We start from the raw sequence: 17,540 nt of genomic DNA, 5'->3' as shown, positions 1-17,540 counted from the left end.
TACTATGAAAAGACTATTCCCTACCTCGACGACTGGAAGCCTTCCTAAGCCTATTTGGCTTGCTCAACCTGAAACACTATGGTCGCCATGGAAATTAGACGGCGATCAACTAGTTGAAGGAAAACAAGATGCCTTACGTCTGACTTTGCAAGAGCAACTTCACGCAGGTCTTGATATCGTCGGAGACGGCGAACAAACGCGCCAACATTTTGTGACGACGTTTATCGAAAGCCTTAATGGCGTTGACTTTGATAAACGCGAAACCGTTAAAATTCGCAATCGCTATGAAGCGAGCGTTCCTACAGTCGTCGGCGCCGTCAGCCGCCAAAAACCCGTTTTCGTCGAGGACGCTAAGTTCTTACGCAAGCAAACCAAGCAAACTTTAAAATGGGCGTTGCCAGGTCCGATGACCATGGTCGACACACTTTCTGACAAACACTATAAGAGCCGTGAAAAACTGGCTTTTGAATTCGCGAAAATCTTAAACCAAGAAGCCCGCGAACTTGAAGCGGCTGGCGTGGATATTATCCAATTCGACGAACCCGCATTTAATGTGTTCTTTGATGAAGTTAAGGACTGGGGTGTCGCAGCCTTAGAGACAGCCATCGCAGGTCTTAAATGCGAAACCGCAGTGCATATCTGTTATGGCTATGGAATTAAAGCCAATAATGACTGGAAAAAGACTCTAGGATCAGAGTGGCGCCAGTACGAAGAAACTTTCCCATTGCTGCAAAAATCCAACATCAACATCGTCTCACTGGAATGCCATAACTCTCATGTGCCGATGGAACTTATTGAACTGATCCGTGGCAAAAAAGTGATGGTGGGTGCAATCGACGTTGCAAGCAACACGATTGAGACTCCAGAACAAGTTGCCGATACGATTCGCAAAGCTCTTAAGTATGTAGACGCAGATAAACTCTATCCGTGCACAAATTGCGGTATGGCACCTCTAGCTCGTTCGGTGGCAAGAGGCAAGTTAGCTGCATTAAGTGCCGGTGCCGAAATCGTCCGTAAAGAATTCTAATATCTGATGAAACTCTGCGTTCATTGAGCGCAGAGTCATGACCTTTCTTTGACCTTTTACTCTAGTCCAGTCACCCTTTATGTATGTTCATGGAGGGGTTTATGAAAAGTCTATTTTTGACTGGTGCTATTCTATTGGTTGGTGGCTTGGCGCAGGCTGCGCAAATCCACTGCGAAGGTTCTTATTACTGGTACAAATTCAAAGCTGATGCGACGACGTCTGGCAACCAAATCGTTGGTGACATCCTTATCACTGTGAGTGGCGGATCTAGCAAACAAATCGCAATGCAAGTCACTTCAAGTGATGTTCAAGAAGGCCAATACATCCTCGCAACAGCAACAGGTGACGGTGCTTCTGGTCGTTTAGAAGCTAAGTTTGATCGCTCATCAAGATCCTACGAAGGAACTTTGTACGCGAACACTTCTGAAGGTAACGCCAACGTAGACGTGGTTTGTACAATGTCTAAAGGCTTGTATCCAGAATTCGATATGTCGACTGAAGAGGCAAATGCACTTGGTCTTTACCCAGTTGAGCAACTCCCAGCGGAGTAAACTGTTTTACAGTATCTATTTCGGGAGTCTTGGTCACCCAAGGCTCCCTTTTTTTTGCCGCAAATACTACAGTAAATCGTCGATCAATGATTTTAGTTGCGACAGCACGTTTTGCTGACCAAGTGGTTTATGTCGCAGGTTTTCGCGTTGAGCTTTTACTTCGCGTACGGCGGCAGCAGCTGCCTCCCCGCGCGGTTGCTGAGGACGTTTGGCTTTTTTCTCGCGAACTGCATCGGGTTTAAACGTCGGTGCCCATTTATCAGAGATAATGTGACCTGCCCGTGCGGTTTGTGTCGCGGAAGCAAAGACTTCTTCTCCGGCGTTCACCATCACAAAGCGATATTGGATTTCATGTTGATACTTGAGCCAAACTTCGGCTGTATACTTAACTGACTTTTTTGTTTCCACAGCCTTTAAGGCAAAGCGCTGCTGGAATCCATATTCATCACTGACTTCAAAAAATACAGAATCACCATCGTGAAGCACGATGGACAACAATTCCACATTGGTGACGACCTTATCACCAATGGGTTTTGTTGAGTCTACGAATAAGGGGTTCAGACTGCCTACGCCCACATTTCCACAGCAAGGTTAGCCAGAGCTTGGCCCGCAGGATTTCTTGGAGAGTATTGCAACATCGGTTTGTGATTGTGATGCGCTTCCTCGACTACGATAGAATCTGGGATGTAGTTGTTAAACACTGGGATTGTGTAGTTCGTGCGAAGGTCATTGATAACTTTTTCGACAATCTTACGATTGCGGTATTTAGAAATGATAATCCCACGCACGTCAATTTTATGACCCAAGCCCTGGTGGATGTTTTTCAAAGTCTCAAGGATCAACTCGATACCTTTTAAAGAGAAATACTCTGGGCAAATTGGAATCACGATGTCTTTAGATGCAATCAATGCATTCACCGTTAGCAACCCCAACGATGGTGAGCAATCGATCACGATGATGTCGTACTGTTCTTTGATTTCAGCAAGACCGCGTTTCAAAATACTTTCGCGACCAAATTTTGAAGCCAGGATGATTTCGATACCTGAAAGCATAATTTCAGATGGAATCACGTCGAAGCCGAAAACGTCGGATCTAACCACAGCATCTTGAGCATTGAGCTCACCTGTCAAAACATCATACACTGTGTTTTCAAAATCCATATCGCCAAAGATAGAGCGAGTTGCCGAGGATTGCGGGTCCAAATCAACTAGCAAAACTTTTTTGCCGTTGTGAGCCCATTGCGCAGCTACATTGATTGCTGTCGTAGTTTTAGCGACTCCGCCTTTTTGATTGATGAATGCTACGATTGATCCCATAAATCACCTCTTTAGATGCCAGTACTTTAGGCCAGCGTTAGCCTATATTGAAGCACAAGAGATTTGAGGAAGCAAATTCAAGTCAAAGGTCTAGGTCGGTCGACTCATCTCGATGAGTCTTTTCTTAATCTTACCAATATCCATCTTCGCGTTGTAGTTGGTAACGGCAGCAAGCCATGCGCCATCAGCTGCATATCTGACAATTTCAAGTTTTGGATCAGAGTCCGTTTTTGCGTGTCGTTTTAATCTTTTTCCGTACCAATCACCACCTAGTGATGACAAATCAGATTCAGACAATAGCAACGATGAAAAGGCTTTTCCATACTCACTGTGCAAATCCAAAGTGACTTGCACATAAGCTCGCGTGAAAACTCCGTAGGAAACTGGATCCTTAGCGATTGCCGCATCAATCTCTTCATCCAGTCGCTCGGTTAAAAAATCGGCCATGGCCGCGATCAACGCATGCTTGTTCTCAAAGTGATGAAAAAGAGCGCCCTTTGTAACCCCTGCTTCTTCCGAAACTAAGCTTAGAGTGATAGCGGGGACCCCCTGCTCACTTGCAAGCTTTGTTGCGGCCTTAAGTAAGGCGAGCCTCACATTTTCGGGGTCTTTCTTTCTCTTTGCGGGATTTTTCGTTTTCATTTTTACCCATTTTTTATAGTTACTTTACAAACATACCGGACGGTAGGTATGATGTCAAAATATTATGGAACACAGTCTTAAAAACAATAAATGGTTAGTTCTTTTTGCGGCTCTTCTTGCGAGCCTTCCTGTTGTTATCAACATGACAACTCTGCATGTGGCGATCCCTACTCTGACGACGGCTCTTAAAGCCAGTGGCACGCAGGTTCTTTGGATTATTGATATCTATGCATTGATGATGTCGGGTCTTCTGATCCCGATGGGAACCCTTGCCGACAGATTCGGCGGCAGAAAAATGATCCTGTCAGGTTTACTGATTTTTTTGATCGCCTCTATCGTGGCTTCATTTGCAACATCAGCAAACTTCCTGATCGTAGCCAGAGCTACGACAGCCATTGGTGCCGCGATGATTATGCCAAGTATTTTGTCAGTCATTCGTATCGCCTTTGAAGATGAGAAAGAGCGCGCTTTGGCTTTAGGAGCCTGGAGCACCGTGGGTGCCGCGGGCGGTGCCATTGGTCCGTTAGTGGGTGGTTATCTTTTGACGCATTTTTCTTGGACTTATGTATTCTTGATTAATGTTCCGTTGATTTTAATAATCTTACCTCTGGGATTTGCAACTTATCCTAAATCAGTAAATCGAACTTCTGGGAAATGGGCATTTGATCAGGCACTGATGTTAATCGTCGGATTGATCAGTTGTATCTATGCCGTCAAAGCAGGGTTTAAGGCTGACTTCAATGCCGTTGAAGTTTTCGGAGCTATGACCTTCGGACTTGTGATTCTCTATGTTCTTTTCAGAAAGCAGAAGACTTCAGAAAATCCCCTGCTAGATTTGGAACTATTTAAAAAATTAGAAATCCGCGTGGGACTACTTCTCGCTTTGATTGTCTCAGGAGCCATGGCTGGAGTTGAGTTTACTATCGCTCAAGAGATTCAGTTTGTTTTTAATAAAACTCCCCTTGAGGCAGGCTCTGTCATGCTGCCACTGATGATTGCGACCGCTGTGGGTGGCCCCGTTTCTGGATACCTTGTAGGTTTATTCGGCGTGAGACTTGTCGCGACGACGAGCTTGCTGGTTTCAGCCGCTTGTCTCTTCACGCTCTCTGCCGCGAGCTTTGCTTCAGTGGGAATTGTCATTATTGCCGCACTCTTTATTATGGGGTTGTCTCTTGCAATTGGACTGACGGCTTCTTCTATCGCAATTATGAATGCAGCCCCGCCAGAAAAAGCGGGAGCAGCTGGTTCAATTGAGGCAGTTGGTTATGAACTCGGAATGGGACTTGGGATTACTGCTTTCGGACTATTGATGTCAGCGAGCTACAGACATGCGATCACACAATCGCCTGAGATTTTCAATAACCTGAGCCGACAAGCTACGCTGACCATTGGTGATACGATGATCGCAGCAAATGAGTTCGATGCCAGCACCGCTGAAGCAATCCGTTCTGCAGCAAGGACAGCTTTTTCAGCTGCCCATCAGAATGTTTTGATTACGGCTGGAGTGATGATCACTCTTATCGGCATCGCCGTCTTTATTCTACTCAACAGAGCTAAAAAAGATTTATGAAATTTCTTAGGTAGGTCGGTGCAAATCAAAACGGGTTTCGGGTAAGACTTCGGAATAAGCCGTTGGGCCACCTGCACGCAGTACAACGCCTGCGCTGAAGGTGTCGAAAATGCCTTGTTTCAGCGTAGAGTGATGAATGTGGCCAGCGATGACCTCACCCAAGATCAACCAGCTTGTCACGTCATTTCCCTCTTTGGTCTTTAGCTGAAGTATTTGCGTGAGCTTGCACTCTAAGCTCACTAAGCTTTCACTTACACGTGGTGGCTTCACAAGCATACTTGGAGTCTTAGCAAGCCCCACTAGCTCGAATTCATCCGTGCCGTAAGGAACGGGAGCACTTGTCTGATTCATTTTTTCCACTAAGGGACGAGTCACCAAATTCCAAACGAATTCGCCGGTCTCTTGAATATTGCGCAAAGTATTCTTAGGGCCTGTCGAGCAGAACCCAATAATCGGTGGTTTGTAGTTAAAGGCATTAAAGAAGCTGTAGGGAGCGAGATTAATAGAACCGTCACTCCCCTGACTTGAAATCCATCCGATTGGACGAGGACCCACCAAAGAATTCAGCGGGTCGTGTGGAAGTCCGTAGCCATTTTTTAGATCAAAGCTGTGATATTCATTCTGTGACATGCCACCAAGGCTACCAGAGTTTCGATTCAAAGGAAAGATAAGCATAAACTCCGCGCTCATGCTCCTCCGCCGATGGACCTACGCCCAACATCGCAGCAATCCCTGGAACGATCTCAAGATCCTCACCCACTTGATAAGCAGCACGAATCCCCGGAACGATATAGTATGTTGAAGATGCTGACTTCATACCGTCGCCCGCAACCTCTTCGTTATTGTTGAAAACGAACTCACACAGAAAATTTGTTTTTTCTGTCCAGTAGTAAACAACGCTGGTACCGAAGTTAAAACCAACCAACGAAGCCTTCTCTCCCATTTCATTTTTTGCATCAGGAGTGTAAGTGAACCCGACGTTCCAGTGATTAGACCACTTATCGCTGACTTTAACCGAAACTGCATGGTTAAATTGAAATCCCGCGACACCATTGCCGAAACCCTTCTTGTAATCACCGGTTGGAGCAATCAAAGAAAAACGCGGAGCCATTGCGATACGCTCATCGTCCAATAGTTGATAGCGATAATTAAGCGCTACATCACCGATATTAGTTTGATCCTCAGTGCCCGATTTTTTTGAAATCGGAATCACATAGGAAAATTGATGAGTCTTATTGGGAGCAGGAAGTTCATTTGTGAACGTGTACATCCACTCATGCGCAGGATCGAGATATTGATAGCCATTGATGAACTGAACCACCCCTGGATCTTGATTGTAGGCCTCTTCGATTAAGAAGGAATTATCCTTCACCGCCTCTGCATGAGCCGCGGACGAGAAGATAACAATAGTTAAAAACAAAGTAGAAATGACTCGATTCATATGACTCCCCAAAAGCCTGTGATTTATTTAAAGCCTAAATGGGTTCAAATGAAAATCAACAGAAAACCTCTGCCACCAAAATTTGCGATTTCTCAGACCGTCCCTTATAAGCATGCAAACGTTAATAACCATAAGGAGACTCTTGCATGAAAATGCTTCTGACACTTGGTGCTTTGCTTTTGGCAGTTCAAACCCAAGCCGCAACCAACGAATTGACGGTTTATTCCGTGTACGATGGCAATCGCCTGGCTCCAATTTTCCAGCCATTCACTGACCGCACTGGCATCAACGTTAAAGTTGAATACATGGCAAGCAGTGCTGAACTGACTCAACGCCTAAAACAAGAAGGCGCGTCGTCTCCTGCTGACGTTTACCTTGATAAAGACATCGTGTTCCTAGCTGAAGCTCAACGCCAAGATGTGTTCCAAAGCTTTAACTCAGCAACGATCGCTCAAAATGTTCCTGCTCAATTTATCTCTCCAGGTAATCAATGGTTTTTGATTTTCTACCGTGCCCGCACAATCATGTATAACCAGAACAAAGTTTCTCCGAGCGAGCTTTCTACATACGCAGCTTTGGGAGACGCGAAATGGAAAGGACGTCTTTGCGTTCGTACTTCTGGTAGCAACTACAACCAAGCCCTTGCTGGTTCATTCTTGATCCACGACGGTATTGAACAAGCGACAAACATTTTGTCTTCTTGGGTGAATAACTTCTCTATGGATCCGATCAAAGGTGACACAGATCTTTTGAAGGCTATCGCTGAAGGCAAATGTGATGTTGGTATCGCTAACACTTACTACTTGGCTCCGCTTATCAAAGCTGATCCTAACTTCCCAGTAAGACCGTTTTTTGCAAATCAAAATACTACAGGCACACACTTAAACGGTGTGGGTGTGGCTCTTACGAAACACACAAAAAATATCCCTGAAGCGACTTTGCTTCTTGAGTACCTAACATCTAAAGAAGTTCAAGCCCCTGTTGCTGCTGGTTTCTATCAGTATCCAGTAAACCAACAAGCAGAATTGGTTAAAGAACTTGTTGATTTCGGTCCATTCCACAGAGACTTAACGAACGTTGGCGTTGTCGGCGCTAAAGCCGCTGAGACAAAAGCGATCTTTGAAAAAGCTGGTTACAAGTAATCACTTTTCAATCCTGGGAGGAGGATACTCCTCCCCCCTCTCATTTCAAAAATTACATGACGTCCATCATGCCCGCCGAAATTTAGCGGTGAGATGCTCCTCGCGATCTTGATTCAATAAAAGATCAAACAGGAGACAACATGTTTACAAAAAACAGAATTCAAAAAGCTATTATCGCAGTTCTTATGGTGGCTGGCTCACAAGCCTTTGCTGAAGGTGGCCAAGTATTTTTCCACTATGGTAAATCAAGCCTAGCCAATGACCGTGGCGGCCAAGTGTTCACAGATGCTGGCGGTGCAACGACTCGCAATGATGACAAAGATGGTTGGAACGTAGGTGCAGGTTTAAATCTACCTTTGCTACCTAAATTGGGACCCGGTGATCTTTTGGGCGAGATCATGGTGGACTACTCTCACTTCTCTAAGAAAAAAGTAACTCAAGCAAGTTCAGTGCTACTAGGAGCAGCAACGACGAAAGAAGTGACTGTTTCCGGATTAACGGTGCTTGTTGCGCCAAAATATAAAGTGTCGTTCATGGACGGAAAACTAAATCCATGGATCATCCCTGTAGGTTTGGCATTCCTTGTGAACTCTCCACCATCAGACAACACATCATATCTTGATGTTGGTGCCCAAGTCGGTGTGGGTGTAGAGTACGCTGTACTTAAAGAGTTGAGCATTGGTCTTGCTTACCGCAATACATTCTCTGCTCACGAAATCGATACGGATACATCTTACAGCACTGCTGACCTATACGTTGGCGTGAACTTCTAAGAAATCGATAACTAAAAGAGAAAGAGGGCAGTTTCCCGTGCTGCCTTCTTTTAACCTGAACTGTCCACGGTATATTCTTTTGCCTTTCAAACCAGACTTCAGTAAATTCTGTTTACTCCGATAAACTCGCGTCAGTTTTCATGACTTAAAGGAGTTCTAACATGAAATTACTATCGCTTGTTCTTTTGCTGTTCTTTGTTCAAATCAACACCTCGTTCGCTGCTCTCAAAGTTAAACGTTACGTGAACTATAATGGCGGCAAAGTAGCTGTCTATGAAAGTAAAGGAAAACACGGCCCCGCTGTTTTGCTAGTTCACGGCAACACGTCTTCTGCTAATTCATTTGAAAAAATCATGACTTCACCTTGGGCTATGTACCACAAAGTGATCGCAATGGATTTGCCAGGTTACGGCAAGTCAGACAACTATGCTTCCTACAGCATTGGTCACCAGGCAGGCGCGATCGTTAAGGTGGCTCAAGTCACTGGTGCGAATAAAGGTATCCTAGTCGGCTGGAGCTTGGGCGGAGACCTTGCCTTGCAAGCTTCCACTTCATTGCCACAACTAAAAGGTGTCTTTGTATTCGGCACGGCTCCTGTGGGAGTTGATCCAACATTGCCATCTGCATTCTTAGCACCAAGTGAAAGCTATGCTGGCATCACGGTGACTTATGGAACAAATCCAAATCTAACGAACGCGCAAGTAAATGACTATATCACTGCGTTCTTTAGACCAAACTATACGAATTTCTCAAGCAGCTTTTTAACTGATGGTTTGAGAGCAGATCCTGCCACGCGCCAAGCAGTTCTTGATGCGGTTATCGGCAACGACCCGACATTCCAAGATGAAGTTGCTATCGTAAGAAATAGCACAATCCCAGTGGCAATCGTTCTGGGTGAGCAAGAAGCATTTGTGCGCATGGCATTCCTAGATGCCTTGGCTCCATCAATTCCGAATCTTTATAAGAATAAAATCATCAAAGTGAAAAACGCAGGTCACGCGATCCAGTGGGAGTACCCGACTAAATTTATCGCGATCCTTCAAAGCTTTATTTGGGAAGTTGCCCACTAGAGTTTAACTATACGGCCGCATTCTGAATGCGGTCGTATTCTTCTTGGACTTCTTTGATAAAGATCTCGTACAAATCCTTAGCCGCATTGATCGCATCGAAATTAATGATCGGCGGATCCTCTTTACAGCCCTTTTCAACCATCCCAAGATAACCCGCCAAGCCCTTGGCGCCTAACGATGCCGATGTCGACTTAAGAGTGTGCGCATAATAATGTGTTTTCTTAGGGTCTGCCGCATCAGATGATTTTATTAATCCGTCCATTTGCCCTCTGGATGATTCAAGAACAGTTTTTAAAAGCTGTTCAAAAAATCCTTCTGCACCTTCAGCCTTCTCAAACTCGCGAAGGTCATTCCAAACAGACTTATCAATCACCGAGGAACTCATTACAGACCTACTTGCTGCTTAAGAGCTCGGCGTAGTTCGATAGGATTTGTCACACTTTTAGCGACGACCTGACATTCAAGCCTGAATGTCCCCTGCCCTTGCAATGACTGATAAGAGCGCACACGAACTTGCAAACTCACACCAGGAAAATTCAAAGTGAATTGCCCGCCTGGAGCCACGTGAAAGGGAGAAATCAAAATAGCTTCGTTTTCATCCATCTTAGAGATCTTCATATCAGTTCTGATATTTAAGGTGCCGAGACCATCTCTGCGTCCTAAGAAGTTTAACGGAGAAATATATCTGGAGCTTAAAAGAGAGCGCGCTTTGGAGCGGAAAATCAAATCATCGACAGGTTTAATAATATAGTCATGGGCACCCATATCAAAGAGTCTAGTCAGGGTTTCTTCGTTACGATCACCCGTTACAACTAACACCGGAATATTCGGCTGAGTTTCTTTAATGAACTTTAAAACCTCTTCACCAGAGCCATCTACAAGCACCAAATCTAAGATCACCATCTTAGGTTTGGTCTTTTCAATAAGCTCTTTAGCTTCCTTCACCGAAGGGCAGCTTAAAATATCGACTTCTTGATTCTGCGCACGCAGGTATCCCGATAGCAAAGCCACCTGATCCGGAGCATCTTCAACAATAACAACAACGGTCTTATCGGATTTCAAAAGTTCCTCCCTAAACCGTTACTACGAATCCACAGACGAATGCGTTTAAAATCAGGCTCAGTCCATCCACTCACTTGGCAAAAGTTACGAATAGGATTGTTAATGGCTCCTGCCGGGTTCTTTTCATAATTTAAGAATGTAATTCTTTGTGGTTGAGTTACATCAATGCCCTGAAACAAAGGGCTCGATACTTTCGTAAAAGTCAGTGGCTCTGCATTTGCAACCACTCCCGCCACACAAAGGCCCGTTTCGCTGATCGCAAGAATTTGCATATCAAAAGAGGCTTCAACGGGAATAGGCATCTGTTCCGCATCAAGCCGATAAACACCTTCCTTCAAGCGTTGAATCCACGATGTGATTTTTTTATCTAAGATCGATGCATTGGAAGGCTTAATCACATAGTCGTAGATGCCTAATTGCATCGAGTCCTTCACGGTGGTTTCGTCACCCGAGCCCGTTAGCATCACGGCCGGAATAAAACCATAGACACCTTTGCGAACAGCGACCAACCACTCAAGGCCGCTGATATCGGGACCCAAGTTCACGTCTACGATTAATAAATGCGGCAGGACTTCTTCGATTCTTTTGGTAGCTTCTTCGGCTGTGAGAGCGTGATAACACTTGAACCCACGGTTCTCCATCATGGTTTTCAAAACCATGGTACTGTCGATCTGGTCATCAACTATAAGAGCGCAAAACTGGGGCTGTGTATTCATAGAACCTTCTCATCTAAATTTAGCCCTACAGTCCTCGATTTTCCGCCTTTAAAAGAAATTTTGTGCTAAATCGCACGGATTTTTAGTAAGCGATCTCGGTCGCTTTTCATGAGCCAGCGATCAACTCCTTGGTCGATTCTTTTGCGAACGTTGGCGTCATCAAGAACCTTGTTCACGTCTTCGATAACTTTTTTGCCCCAAGGGCTCTTTGAACAGGCCACATGCACGGTGACGAAGTCCTTGTTGTCCGTCAAATCGACATAGACAACTTTGTCTTTCGTTTTTAAGAGCTCATTATAGTAAGTCGCCTCGAATGGATAACCCAAGGTATATTGAATCCGATCACTCTGTAACATCTGATGAATTCTTAAACTGGTTGGAACGGTGATTACTTTTTCATTTTTCTGATAGTTGTTCTTAAACAGAACAGCATCGATGCCCTCTCCATAAAGGCGCCCTACTCCCAATTTCCATTTCGGCTTTCCATCCAAGATTTTTTGCAGAGAGTACGGTTTTAGCGAGGTAATTTCCTTAAGCTTACTTTCTTTCAGCAAGATGCCATTTGCAGGAATAACGAAGGCTGTTTTTGAAAAATGAAATGCGTCTTTCCATTCTGGTGTCTCTAACCATCCTGCATTGCAAGTTGGAGATTTCTTTTCAGCCTCTTGTAAGACACGCAGAACCGTTGCTTCAGATTTTGTGTGTTTGTAGTTAGGCAAATGGATTTCCATTTCCTCTTGCACACGATCCAGCAGACCCTGCCCCTTGAAAGGACCTTCCATAATAAAAATAGGAGGATCATCCCATTGCATCCAGGTGATGGCTTTATCAGACTCAGTGGCCAAAGCGATTTGACCACTCAGCATAGCGATAATCAGAGAGATTGATTTAACTTTCATTGTGATAACAATGTAACGACTTCGGCTAGTTTGGTCACCTTACAACGTTCGCAATAACAACAATTAGATGTTTACTGGCGTTAAGTCGGGATCGAGAGCAGGGAGCTAAAACTGATATTGCAGTCCAACACCAAAACTTTTACCCGTGTATCTGATACCTGCGGCCCACTTCCAAGATTTTGCGTACATTAAAGAGACACCCAATTCACTGTCCAGCTCTTCATCTTGGCGCCAGCGATATTCGATATCGGAATAAACTGTGCTGATCCATTGAAAGCGCTTTTCTAAATCCACTCGCAGCTTTCCTTTGTGATCAACCAGAAGGTTTGTCTCTACTAACAATGGCAATAGGTAGCCTACACCGACAACACCCCGGTAATCATCGTCAACCGCAGCTGCACCCAGAACAAAGTTTAAGTAATTGTCTTTCCAACGACGATAAAAGAAATCACCTTCGCCATGCCAGTCTTCATCTTTTCTTGATTCAGCTCTGACTTCGAATTCATTCCAAGTCTGCATGAGCTTGTACTTGCCCTCGATAACATTCGTTGCCGCTTGCAGGCTTCCTGTCTGATACCAATGATCATGTCCGTGTGGATCATGATGCTCCCAGTGTGCCATCTCGGGACTTGGTTTAAAGCTTTCATATTTGATCACGCGAGCCATACCAGATTTCATGTGATAAAGATTATGACAGTGAAGCATCCACTGGCCTGGTTCATTCGCATAGAACTCAATCGTGCGAGCTCCCATGGGCTCTACGTCGACCGTGTGCTTTAGAGGCGACTTATCGCCATTTTCATTAATCACTCGGAAGAAATGTCCATGCAGATGCATCGGGTGATGCATCATCGTTTCGTTGACGAAAGTAAAACGAACAACGTCGCCCTCTTTCACCATGATGTTTTTATCCTCGTGAATCGCCTTTCCATTGATATGCCAAACGTATCTTTCCATATCGCCGCCAAGAACTAATTTGAGTTCAGTGACCTTGGCGTTCTTAGGTAGGACCGTGGACTCTTTGGCTTTCAGCTTATCGACCGTCAACGTTTCAACGACGTCTTTTGGTTTTTCAACGGCTGGCATCGAATGCCCATGATGAGCTCCGTGGTTATGTTCACTATGTGAGTCCCCATGAGCACTATGATCAACTTCGGTTGCCTGCGCAGCAGAGTGACCAGTATGAGATCCATGACCTGCGTGAGCACCGTGATCACCATGATTCATCGGAGCGTAAAGATCAGGAACTACTTTACTTGGCGCCGGCACCTTCTCGCCCATACCAATCCATGCCGAGGCATATCCGGTGACATCTTGAGCGGTCGCACGAAGTTCATAGTTTTTATGTTCAGGAACTGTGAATAAAACATCGTAGGTTTCAGCCATGCCCATTAAAAGTTCTTTCGCGTAAATAGGCTCAATATCGATACCATCCGCAGAGACAACCGTCATCGGAACATCTCCCAATGAAACATAGAAGTAACTTGAAGCCCCTGCATTGATAATGCGAAGTCGGACTGTCTCCCCCGGATGAGCCATCAAGAGTTGCGAATCTTTTTTGCCGTTAATTAGAAACGCATCATAACCGACGTCAGACAGGTCCATGCCACCCATGCGGCTTAGCTCATTCGAGTAATAGGTTTTTAGACCACCCGCTTTCGCTGCTCCAAAGATCGAACGAATCGAATTCTTTTTATAAAGATAGTAATCGCCGTCTTTTCTTAAATTCTTCATGATTTGATCGGCATTTTCATCAGACCAATCACTGATTACAACAACGGCTTCTTTATCAGCTTTGATGGTTTCTTTTTTGGGATGAATGATAAAAGCACCGAACACACCTTTCTGTTCTTGAAGCATTGTGTGCGAGTGATACCAGTACGTACCATGCTGACGGATCTTAAATTTGAAAGTTCTAGATTTCCCAGCAAAGATTGGCGGAGTATTTAAATACGCTACACCGTCCTCTTCAGGAGGCAGCAAAATACCGTGCCAGTGAACCGAGGCTTCTTCTTTATCGAGTTTATTGATGACTGTGATCTCGGCATCATCGCCTTCAGTAAATTCCAAGGTCGGAGCTGGGATTCCGCCGTTCACCGTGATCGCCCAATCAACTTCCTTACCAGTGATATTCACCTTTTGCTGCGCAATGGTCAGTTCATAACGAACGGTCTTCGCATAGGAAGACAAAGTCAGAAGGAATACAGACAAGCTCACGATGGTTTTTAAGATATTTTGCTTCATACTCTTTAATAGGACCTAACCTTGAGTTTTGTGACAAAGATAGTTAACACCCGAGCGTCCCTATCGTACAATCTCAGAATGAATAAGCCAGCACCTGATTTTTTTAACAAAGAAGCCGCTGAACGCTACGACGAAAGAAATAGCAAATTGAATCGCATCTCAGACTGCATGCACTTTCTGACGACACTTGTCCTCAGAGACCTTCCTGCGAATTCAAAAATTTTATGCGTGGGAGTTGGTACTGGGGCGGAGATTCTTTCACTCGCCCAAGCCTTTCCGCAATGGACCTTTGTGGGAATTGATCCCTCCCTCAATATGCTTGATGTTTGCCGCGAACGTATGAAAAAAGCAGGACTTGAGAGTCGCTGTGAATTCGTTCATGGCTTTATTCAAGATCTTCCTCAAAAAGGTTTCGATGCGGCAGTTAGCATGTTGGTTGCTCACTTCATCAAGAGCGACGAACGACAAAACTTCTTTCAACATATCTCTGACCGAGTTCGTAAAGGTGGCTATGTGGTGAATGCAGAAATCAGTTTTGATCTGAACTCCCCTGAGTTCCCGGCGATGCTTAAAGGTTGGGAAGGAGTTCAAACATTGATGGGAGCAACTCCTGAATCATTGGCGACACTGCCAACGACTCTTAAAGATATTCTAACAGTGCTTCCTCCGCAGGAGACTGAGATACTGATGCACCAAAGTGGCATTGATCTTCCAGTGAGGTTTTTCCAAGCACTCATGATTTGTGGTTGGTACGGTCAGAAAACGACTTAACTATTTCTTTTTAGCGATAGAAAGGAAATAAGCGTTTTCACTTTTCTTGGTCGCACGAGGCTTCGGTTTTGAAGCCTTTTTCTTTTTCACTGACGCAGGTTTATCTTCAGCAGGAACATCAAACTTAACAGGCAATCCCAAGAGAGGATTTCCCTTTACGATTTCACGTATCAACTGTTTGACTTGATCTTCAAAATCCTCGGACTCAGCCGGAATATAAAGCCAATCTTTATTTGCCGGGTGATTTTCTAAAAATAGATATTTTAGAAAGAAGGCATTCTGCGCTTTCTTTTCAATCGGAAAAATCGCGCCATTCCAAAGCTCAAAAGGATAACTGACACCTTTGTGTTCGTAAAGGCCTCTGCGCTCGACCAAAATAAGAACAAGCTTCATATCAAAGTAATAAGCCATACCGCCATGTTTAGGCACACAGTCATACCCGGGTGGCAATAATTCTTCGATCCACAAAAGATTGTCTAAAACGTGTTCCATCATTGTTTAGATCATAACTTAAAACTTTTCGAAAATCTGCATTGAAGACCTAAATTTGTCTTTTAAAGGACTTTTTCAATCATGGGGCATGAGATACTATAAACCATGCTTAATATTTACATCGATGCCGACGGTTGCCCTGTTAAAGATGAAACTTACAAAGTAGCCGAGCGCTACCAACTAAAGGTTTTCGTTGTTGCCAACAAGTATTTGAATGTACCACTCGATCCGCGCATTGAGATGGTGGTGGCGTCTTCAGGTTTTGATGCGGCTGATGACTGGATTGTCGAGCACGCTGAAAAAGGCGATATCGTTATCACCGCAGATATTTTATTAGCCGAACGCTGCGTGAAAAAACAAGTCAGAGCTATTGGCACCAAAGGTATTGAGTTTTCCGAAGACAGTATCGGATCAGCCGTTGCGACAAGGGAACTCATGCAGAACCTAAGACATATGGGCGAAGTTCGCGGTGGACCCGCCCCCATGGATAAAAAAGATCGCTCTAAGTTTTTAAGCACATTGGATCAAGTGATTCAGCAACTGAAGCGCGGATAGAAATTAAAGCTTACGATCCACAAGCTTTAACAAAGGCCCCGTCATAAACGTCGTTACCAATGCCATAATCACAAGCATCGTGAATAGTGTCGGCGTCAAAACTCCCACAGAGAGACCGATATTTAAGACAATCAATTCCACCAAACCACGCGTGTTCATCAAAAGACCTAAGATAGTTGAATCTTTAGTAGAGTTTCCGGAAAGCTTTGCCGCTGCAAATGCTCCCCCGAATTTCCCCAAGATCGCAAGCAAGATGATCACCCCACAAAGCATCCAGTGTTCAGCACCCGATATAAGTCCCAGCTGAGTTTTCACCCCTGTTAAGGCAAAGAACGCTGGTAAAAATAAAATCGCCACAAAGTCCTGTAAGCGATCGGTGACGTCCTTCGCAGTTAAACTGCCATGAGGAATGATCGCACCGAATAAGAAAGCCCCAAAGAACGCATGGATACCAATAAGATCCGTGATCGTCGCAGAACCTAAAGCCCCCAGCACGACGACCGCGAGCAAAGCTTGAGGAACTCGCTCTGATGATTTTTCTAAGCGAGGTAGGAACTTTTCAATCAAAGGACGAATGACCAAGATCATTCCTAAAACATAAACAATCGTCAAAACGATCGTAATCCCTGCTCCACTCATTGAGGCATTTAATAGTCCTGTGACCACAGCCACCAAACACCACGCCGTAATGTCATCAATCGCCGCACAGGTTAAGGCCAGATCACCAAGCCGAGTTTTATGCAAACGAGAGTCTGCTAAGATTCGAGCTAAAACTGGGAATGCCGTGATCGACAAAGATACGCCAATGAATAGCGAAAACTCCAAATGACCGATACCCTCTGGGGCATAACCAGAATAGATTTGATACGCGAGTCCCAATCCCAACAAGAATGGGATAATAATGCTCATTTGCGAAACCAACACAGCAGATTTGGCAGAGTGGCGCAAACGAGGCAGATCCATCTCTAAGCCCATCACAAAAAGATAAAGCGTGATTCCGATCTCAGCGATGTGTTTAAGAAAGACCATGGCATCGCCGTGAAATACGGAAGCCGTAAAACCGGGGAAGAAATACCCAACCACAGAGGGACCTAGGATAATGCCACCCAAAACCTCGCCCATAACCGAAGGCTGACCGATCTTACGAAAGATCATTCCGAAAAATCTGGCAACGGCGATAACGATCAACAGAGTCAAAAAGCTGGGCATTAAAAATGTCATGCCCCGAGAATACAAAAAAGGCAGCGGGATGTCGCTGCCTTTTCATAT

General features: G+C 44.8%; 20 protein-coding genes. 8 read left to right on the top strand and 12 right to left on the bottom strand.

The genetic code is table 11. The features are described 5' to 3' along the window. The first annotated feature begins 4 nt into the window (after nt 1-4). Nucleotides 5-1,027 (top strand): methionine synthase, encoded by a 1,023-nt coding sequence (locus ACLVWP_RS04825; protein WP_413560410.1) that lies wholly within the window; start codon nt 5-7, stop codon nt 1,025-1,027. A 101-nt stretch (nt 1,028-1,128) separates the two neighbouring features. After that, a complete protein-coding gene (locus ACLVWP_RS04820) occupies nt 1,129-1,578 on the top strand; it encodes a hypothetical protein (RefSeq protein ID WP_413560409.1) in 450 nt (149 codons plus the stop codon). A gap of 66 nt (nt 1,579-1,644) precedes the next feature. On the opposite strand, the gene ACLVWP_RS04815 is transcribed toward ACLVWP_RS04820, so the two are convergent. The 3 genes from ACLVWP_RS04815 to ACLVWP_RS04805 form a co-directional block, all read right to left on the bottom strand. Next, nucleotides 1,645-2,082 carry a hypothetical protein gene (locus tag ACLVWP_RS04815; RefSeq protein ID WP_413560408.1) on the bottom strand — a complete coding sequence of 146 codons (438 nt, stop codon included), beginning with the start codon at nt 2,080-2,082 and terminating at the stop codon, nt 1,645-1,647. Between the two features lie 62 nt (nt 2,083-2,144). Continuing rightward, nucleotides 2,145-2,894 (bottom strand): ParA family protein, encoded by a 750-nt coding sequence (locus ACLVWP_RS04810; RefSeq protein WP_413560407.1) that lies wholly within the window; start codon nt 2,892-2,894, stop codon nt 2,145-2,147. Between the two features lie 90 nt (nt 2,895-2,984). Continuing rightward, nucleotides 2,985-3,536 (bottom strand): TetR/AcrR family transcriptional regulator, encoded by a 552-nt coding sequence (locus ACLVWP_RS04805; protein ID WP_413560406.1) that lies wholly within the window; start codon nt 3,534-3,536, stop codon nt 2,985-2,987. A 64-nt stretch (nt 3,537-3,600) separates the two neighbouring features. Here ACLVWP_RS04805 and ACLVWP_RS04800 point away from each other — a divergent pair, with 64 nt between their 5' ends. Continuing rightward, nucleotides 3,601-5,106: an MFS transporter gene (locus ACLVWP_RS04800; protein ID WP_413560405.1), complete on the top strand. Its 1,506-nt coding sequence runs from the start codon at nt 3,601-3,603 to the stop codon at nt 5,104-5,106. 6 nt (nt 5,107-5,112) lie between these two features. Here the strand turns inward: ACLVWP_RS04800 and ACLVWP_RS04795 are convergent, their stop codons facing one another. Together ACLVWP_RS04795 and ACLVWP_RS04790 are read right to left on the bottom strand one after the other, a co-directional pair. After that, nucleotides 5,113-5,736 carry a flavin reductase family protein gene (locus ACLVWP_RS04795; protein ID WP_413560404.1) on the bottom strand — a complete coding sequence of 208 codons (624 nt, stop codon included), beginning with the start codon at nt 5,734-5,736 and terminating at the stop codon, nt 5,113-5,115. Between the two features lie 10 nt (nt 5,737-5,746). Continuing rightward, on the bottom strand, nt 5,747-6,547 hold the full coding sequence (locus tag ACLVWP_RS04790; RefSeq protein WP_413560403.1) for a hypothetical protein: 801 nt from the start codon (nt 6,545-6,547) through the stop codon (nt 5,747-5,749). A 146-nt stretch (nt 6,548-6,693) separates the two neighbouring features. On the opposite strand from ACLVWP_RS04790, the gene ACLVWP_RS04785 reads away from it, so the two are divergent. From ACLVWP_RS04785 to ACLVWP_RS04775, 3 genes are all read left to right on the top strand, one after another. Then, nucleotides 6,694-7,689, top strand: a complete 996-nt coding sequence (locus tag ACLVWP_RS04785) for an extracellular solute-binding protein (RefSeq protein WP_413560402.1) — start codon at nt 6,694-6,696, stop codon at nt 7,687-7,689. A gap of 140 nt (nt 7,690-7,829) precedes the next feature. Further along, a complete protein-coding gene (locus ACLVWP_RS04780; protein WP_413560401.1) occupies nt 7,830-8,462 on the top strand; it encodes a hypothetical protein in 633 nt (210 codons plus the stop codon). Between the two features lie 161 nt (nt 8,463-8,623). Then, on the top strand, nt 8,624-9,532 hold the full coding sequence (locus tag ACLVWP_RS04775; protein ID WP_413560400.1) for an alpha/beta fold hydrolase: 909 nt from the start codon (nt 8,624-8,626) through the stop codon (nt 9,530-9,532). A 7-nt stretch (nt 9,533-9,539) separates the two neighbouring features. Here ACLVWP_RS04775 and ACLVWP_RS04770 read toward each other — a convergent pair whose 3' ends face one another. From ACLVWP_RS04770 to ACLVWP_RS04750, 5 genes are all read right to left on the bottom strand, one after another. Further along, on the bottom strand, nt 9,540-9,917 hold the full coding sequence (locus tag ACLVWP_RS04770; RefSeq protein WP_413560399.1) for an Hpt domain-containing protein: 378 nt from the start codon (nt 9,915-9,917) through the stop codon (nt 9,540-9,542). Beyond that, nucleotides 9,917-10,594 carry a response regulator gene (locus ACLVWP_RS04765; RefSeq protein ID WP_413560398.1) on the bottom strand — a complete coding sequence of 226 codons (678 nt, stop codon included), beginning with the start codon at nt 10,592-10,594 and terminating at the stop codon, nt 9,917-9,919. Before ACLVWP_RS04765 ends, ACLVWP_RS04770 begins: the two co-directional genes overlap by 1 nt. Beyond that, complete coding sequence (locus ACLVWP_RS04760; protein ID WP_413560397.1) at nt 10,591-11,310, bottom strand: response regulator; 720 nt, start codon at nt 11,308-11,310, stop codon at nt 10,591-10,593. Before ACLVWP_RS04760 ends, ACLVWP_RS04765 begins: the two co-directional genes overlap by 4 nt. A gap of 65 nt (nt 11,311-11,375) precedes the next feature. Then, the gene (locus tag ACLVWP_RS04755) at nt 11,376-12,209 is read right to left on the bottom strand and encodes a TIGR02285 family protein (RefSeq protein ID WP_413560396.1); all 834 of its coding nucleotides are present in this window, start codon (nt 12,207-12,209) and stop codon (nt 11,376-11,378) included. Between the two features lie 105 nt (nt 12,210-12,314). Beyond that, entirely contained in the window at nt 12,315-14,453 is a 2,139-nt protein-coding gene (locus ACLVWP_RS04750) for a multicopper oxidase domain-containing protein (protein WP_413560395.1), read from the bottom strand. Nucleotides 14,454-14,531: 78 nt separating this feature from the next. Between ACLVWP_RS04750 and ACLVWP_RS04745 the strand changes: the two genes are divergently transcribed. Beyond that, nucleotides 14,532-15,224 (top strand): class I SAM-dependent methyltransferase, encoded by a 693-nt coding sequence (locus ACLVWP_RS04745; RefSeq protein WP_413560394.1) that lies wholly within the window; start codon nt 14,532-14,534, stop codon nt 15,222-15,224. On the opposite strand, the gene ACLVWP_RS04740 is transcribed toward ACLVWP_RS04745, so the two are convergent. Next, complete coding sequence (locus tag ACLVWP_RS04740) at nt 15,225-15,719, bottom strand: hypothetical protein (RefSeq protein WP_413560393.1); 495 nt, start codon at nt 15,717-15,719, stop codon at nt 15,225-15,227. It lies immediately after the preceding gene. A 102-nt stretch (nt 15,720-15,821) separates the two neighbouring features. On the opposite strand from ACLVWP_RS04740, the gene ACLVWP_RS04735 reads away from it, so the two are divergent. Then, complete coding sequence (locus tag ACLVWP_RS04735) at nt 15,822-16,271, top strand: YaiI/YqxD family protein (RefSeq protein WP_413560392.1); 450 nt, start codon at nt 15,822-15,824, stop codon at nt 16,269-16,271. Nucleotides 16,272-16,274: 3 nt separating this feature from the next. Here the strand turns inward: ACLVWP_RS04735 and ACLVWP_RS04730 are convergent, their stop codons facing one another. Beyond that, nucleotides 16,275-17,492, bottom strand: coding sequence for a cation:proton antiporter (locus ACLVWP_RS04730; RefSeq protein WP_413560391.1), 1,218 nt, complete (start codon nt 17,490-17,492; stop codon nt 16,275-16,277). Nucleotides 17,493-17,540 lie beyond the last annotated feature (48 nt).

The sequence above is a fragment of the Bdellovibrio sp. HCB209 genome (genome assembly GCF_047306065.1).
Taxonomy (GTDB): domain Bacteria; phylum Bdellovibrionota; class Bdellovibrionia; order Bdellovibrionales; family Bdellovibrionaceae; genus Bdellovibrio.
This window is presented reverse-complemented; position numbering and strand designations above follow the sequence as displayed.

Bases quoted from the DNA above. Each gene is read 5' to 3' on its own strand.
- ACLVWP_RS04825 (WP_413560410.1), top strand. From the start codon at position 5: ATGAAAAGACTATTCCCTACCTCGACGACTGGAAGCCTTCCTAAGCCT.
- ACLVWP_RS04820 (WP_413560409.1), top strand. From the start codon at position 1,129: ATGAAAAGTCTATTTTTGACTGGTGCTATTCTATTGGTTGGTGGCTTG.
- ACLVWP_RS04810 (WP_413560407.1), bottom strand. From the start codon at position 2,894: ATGGGATCAATCGTAGCATTCATCAATCAAAAAGGCGGAGTCGCTAAA.
- ACLVWP_RS04805 (WP_413560406.1), bottom strand. From the start codon at position 3,536: ATGAAAACGAAAAATCCCGCAAAGAGAAAGAAAGACCCCGAAAATGTG.
- ACLVWP_RS04800 (WP_413560405.1), top strand. From the start codon at position 3,601: ATGGAACACAGTCTTAAAAACAATAAATGGTTAGTTCTTTTTGCGGCT.
- ACLVWP_RS04795 (WP_413560404.1), bottom strand. From the start codon at position 5,736: ATGTCACAGAATGAATATCACAGCTTTGATCTAAAAAATGGCTACGGA.
- ACLVWP_RS04790 (WP_413560403.1), bottom strand. From the start codon at position 6,547: ATGAATCGAGTCATTTCTACTTTGTTTTTAACTATTGTTATCTTCTCG.
- ACLVWP_RS04785 (WP_413560402.1), top strand. From the start codon at position 6,694: ATGAAAATGCTTCTGACACTTGGTGCTTTGCTTTTGGCAGTTCAAACC.
- ACLVWP_RS04780 (WP_413560401.1), top strand. From the start codon at position 7,830: ATGTTTACAAAAAACAGAATTCAAAAAGCTATTATCGCAGTTCTTATG.
- ACLVWP_RS04775 (WP_413560400.1), top strand. From the start codon at position 8,624: ATGAAATTACTATCGCTTGTTCTTTTGCTGTTCTTTGTTCAAATCAAC.
- ACLVWP_RS04770 (WP_413560399.1), bottom strand. From the start codon at position 9,917: ATGAGTTCCTCGGTGATTGATAAGTCTGTTTGGAATGACCTTCGCGAG.
- ACLVWP_RS04760 (WP_413560397.1), bottom strand. From the start codon at position 11,310: ATGAATACACAGCCCCAGTTTTGCGCTCTTATAGTTGATGACCAGATC.
- ACLVWP_RS04755 (WP_413560396.1), bottom strand. From the start codon at position 12,209: ATGAAAGTTAAATCAATCTCTCTGATTATCGCTATGCTGAGTGGTCAA.
- ACLVWP_RS04750 (WP_413560395.1), bottom strand. From the start codon at position 14,453: ATGAAGCAAAATATCTTAAAAACCATCGTGAGCTTGTCTGTATTCCTT.
- ACLVWP_RS04745 (WP_413560394.1), top strand. From the start codon at position 14,532: ATGAATAAGCCAGCACCTGATTTTTTTAACAAAGAAGCCGCTGAACGC.
- ACLVWP_RS04740 (WP_413560393.1), bottom strand. From the start codon at position 15,719: ATGATGGAACACGTTTTAGACAATCTTTTGTGGATCGAAGAATTATTG.
- ACLVWP_RS04735 (WP_413560392.1), top strand. From the start codon at position 15,822: ATGCTTAATATTTACATCGATGCCGACGGTTGCCCTGTTAAAGATGAA.
- ACLVWP_RS04730 (WP_413560391.1), bottom strand. From the start codon at position 17,492: ATGACATTTTTAATGCCCAGCTTTTTGACTCTGTTGATCGTTATCGCC.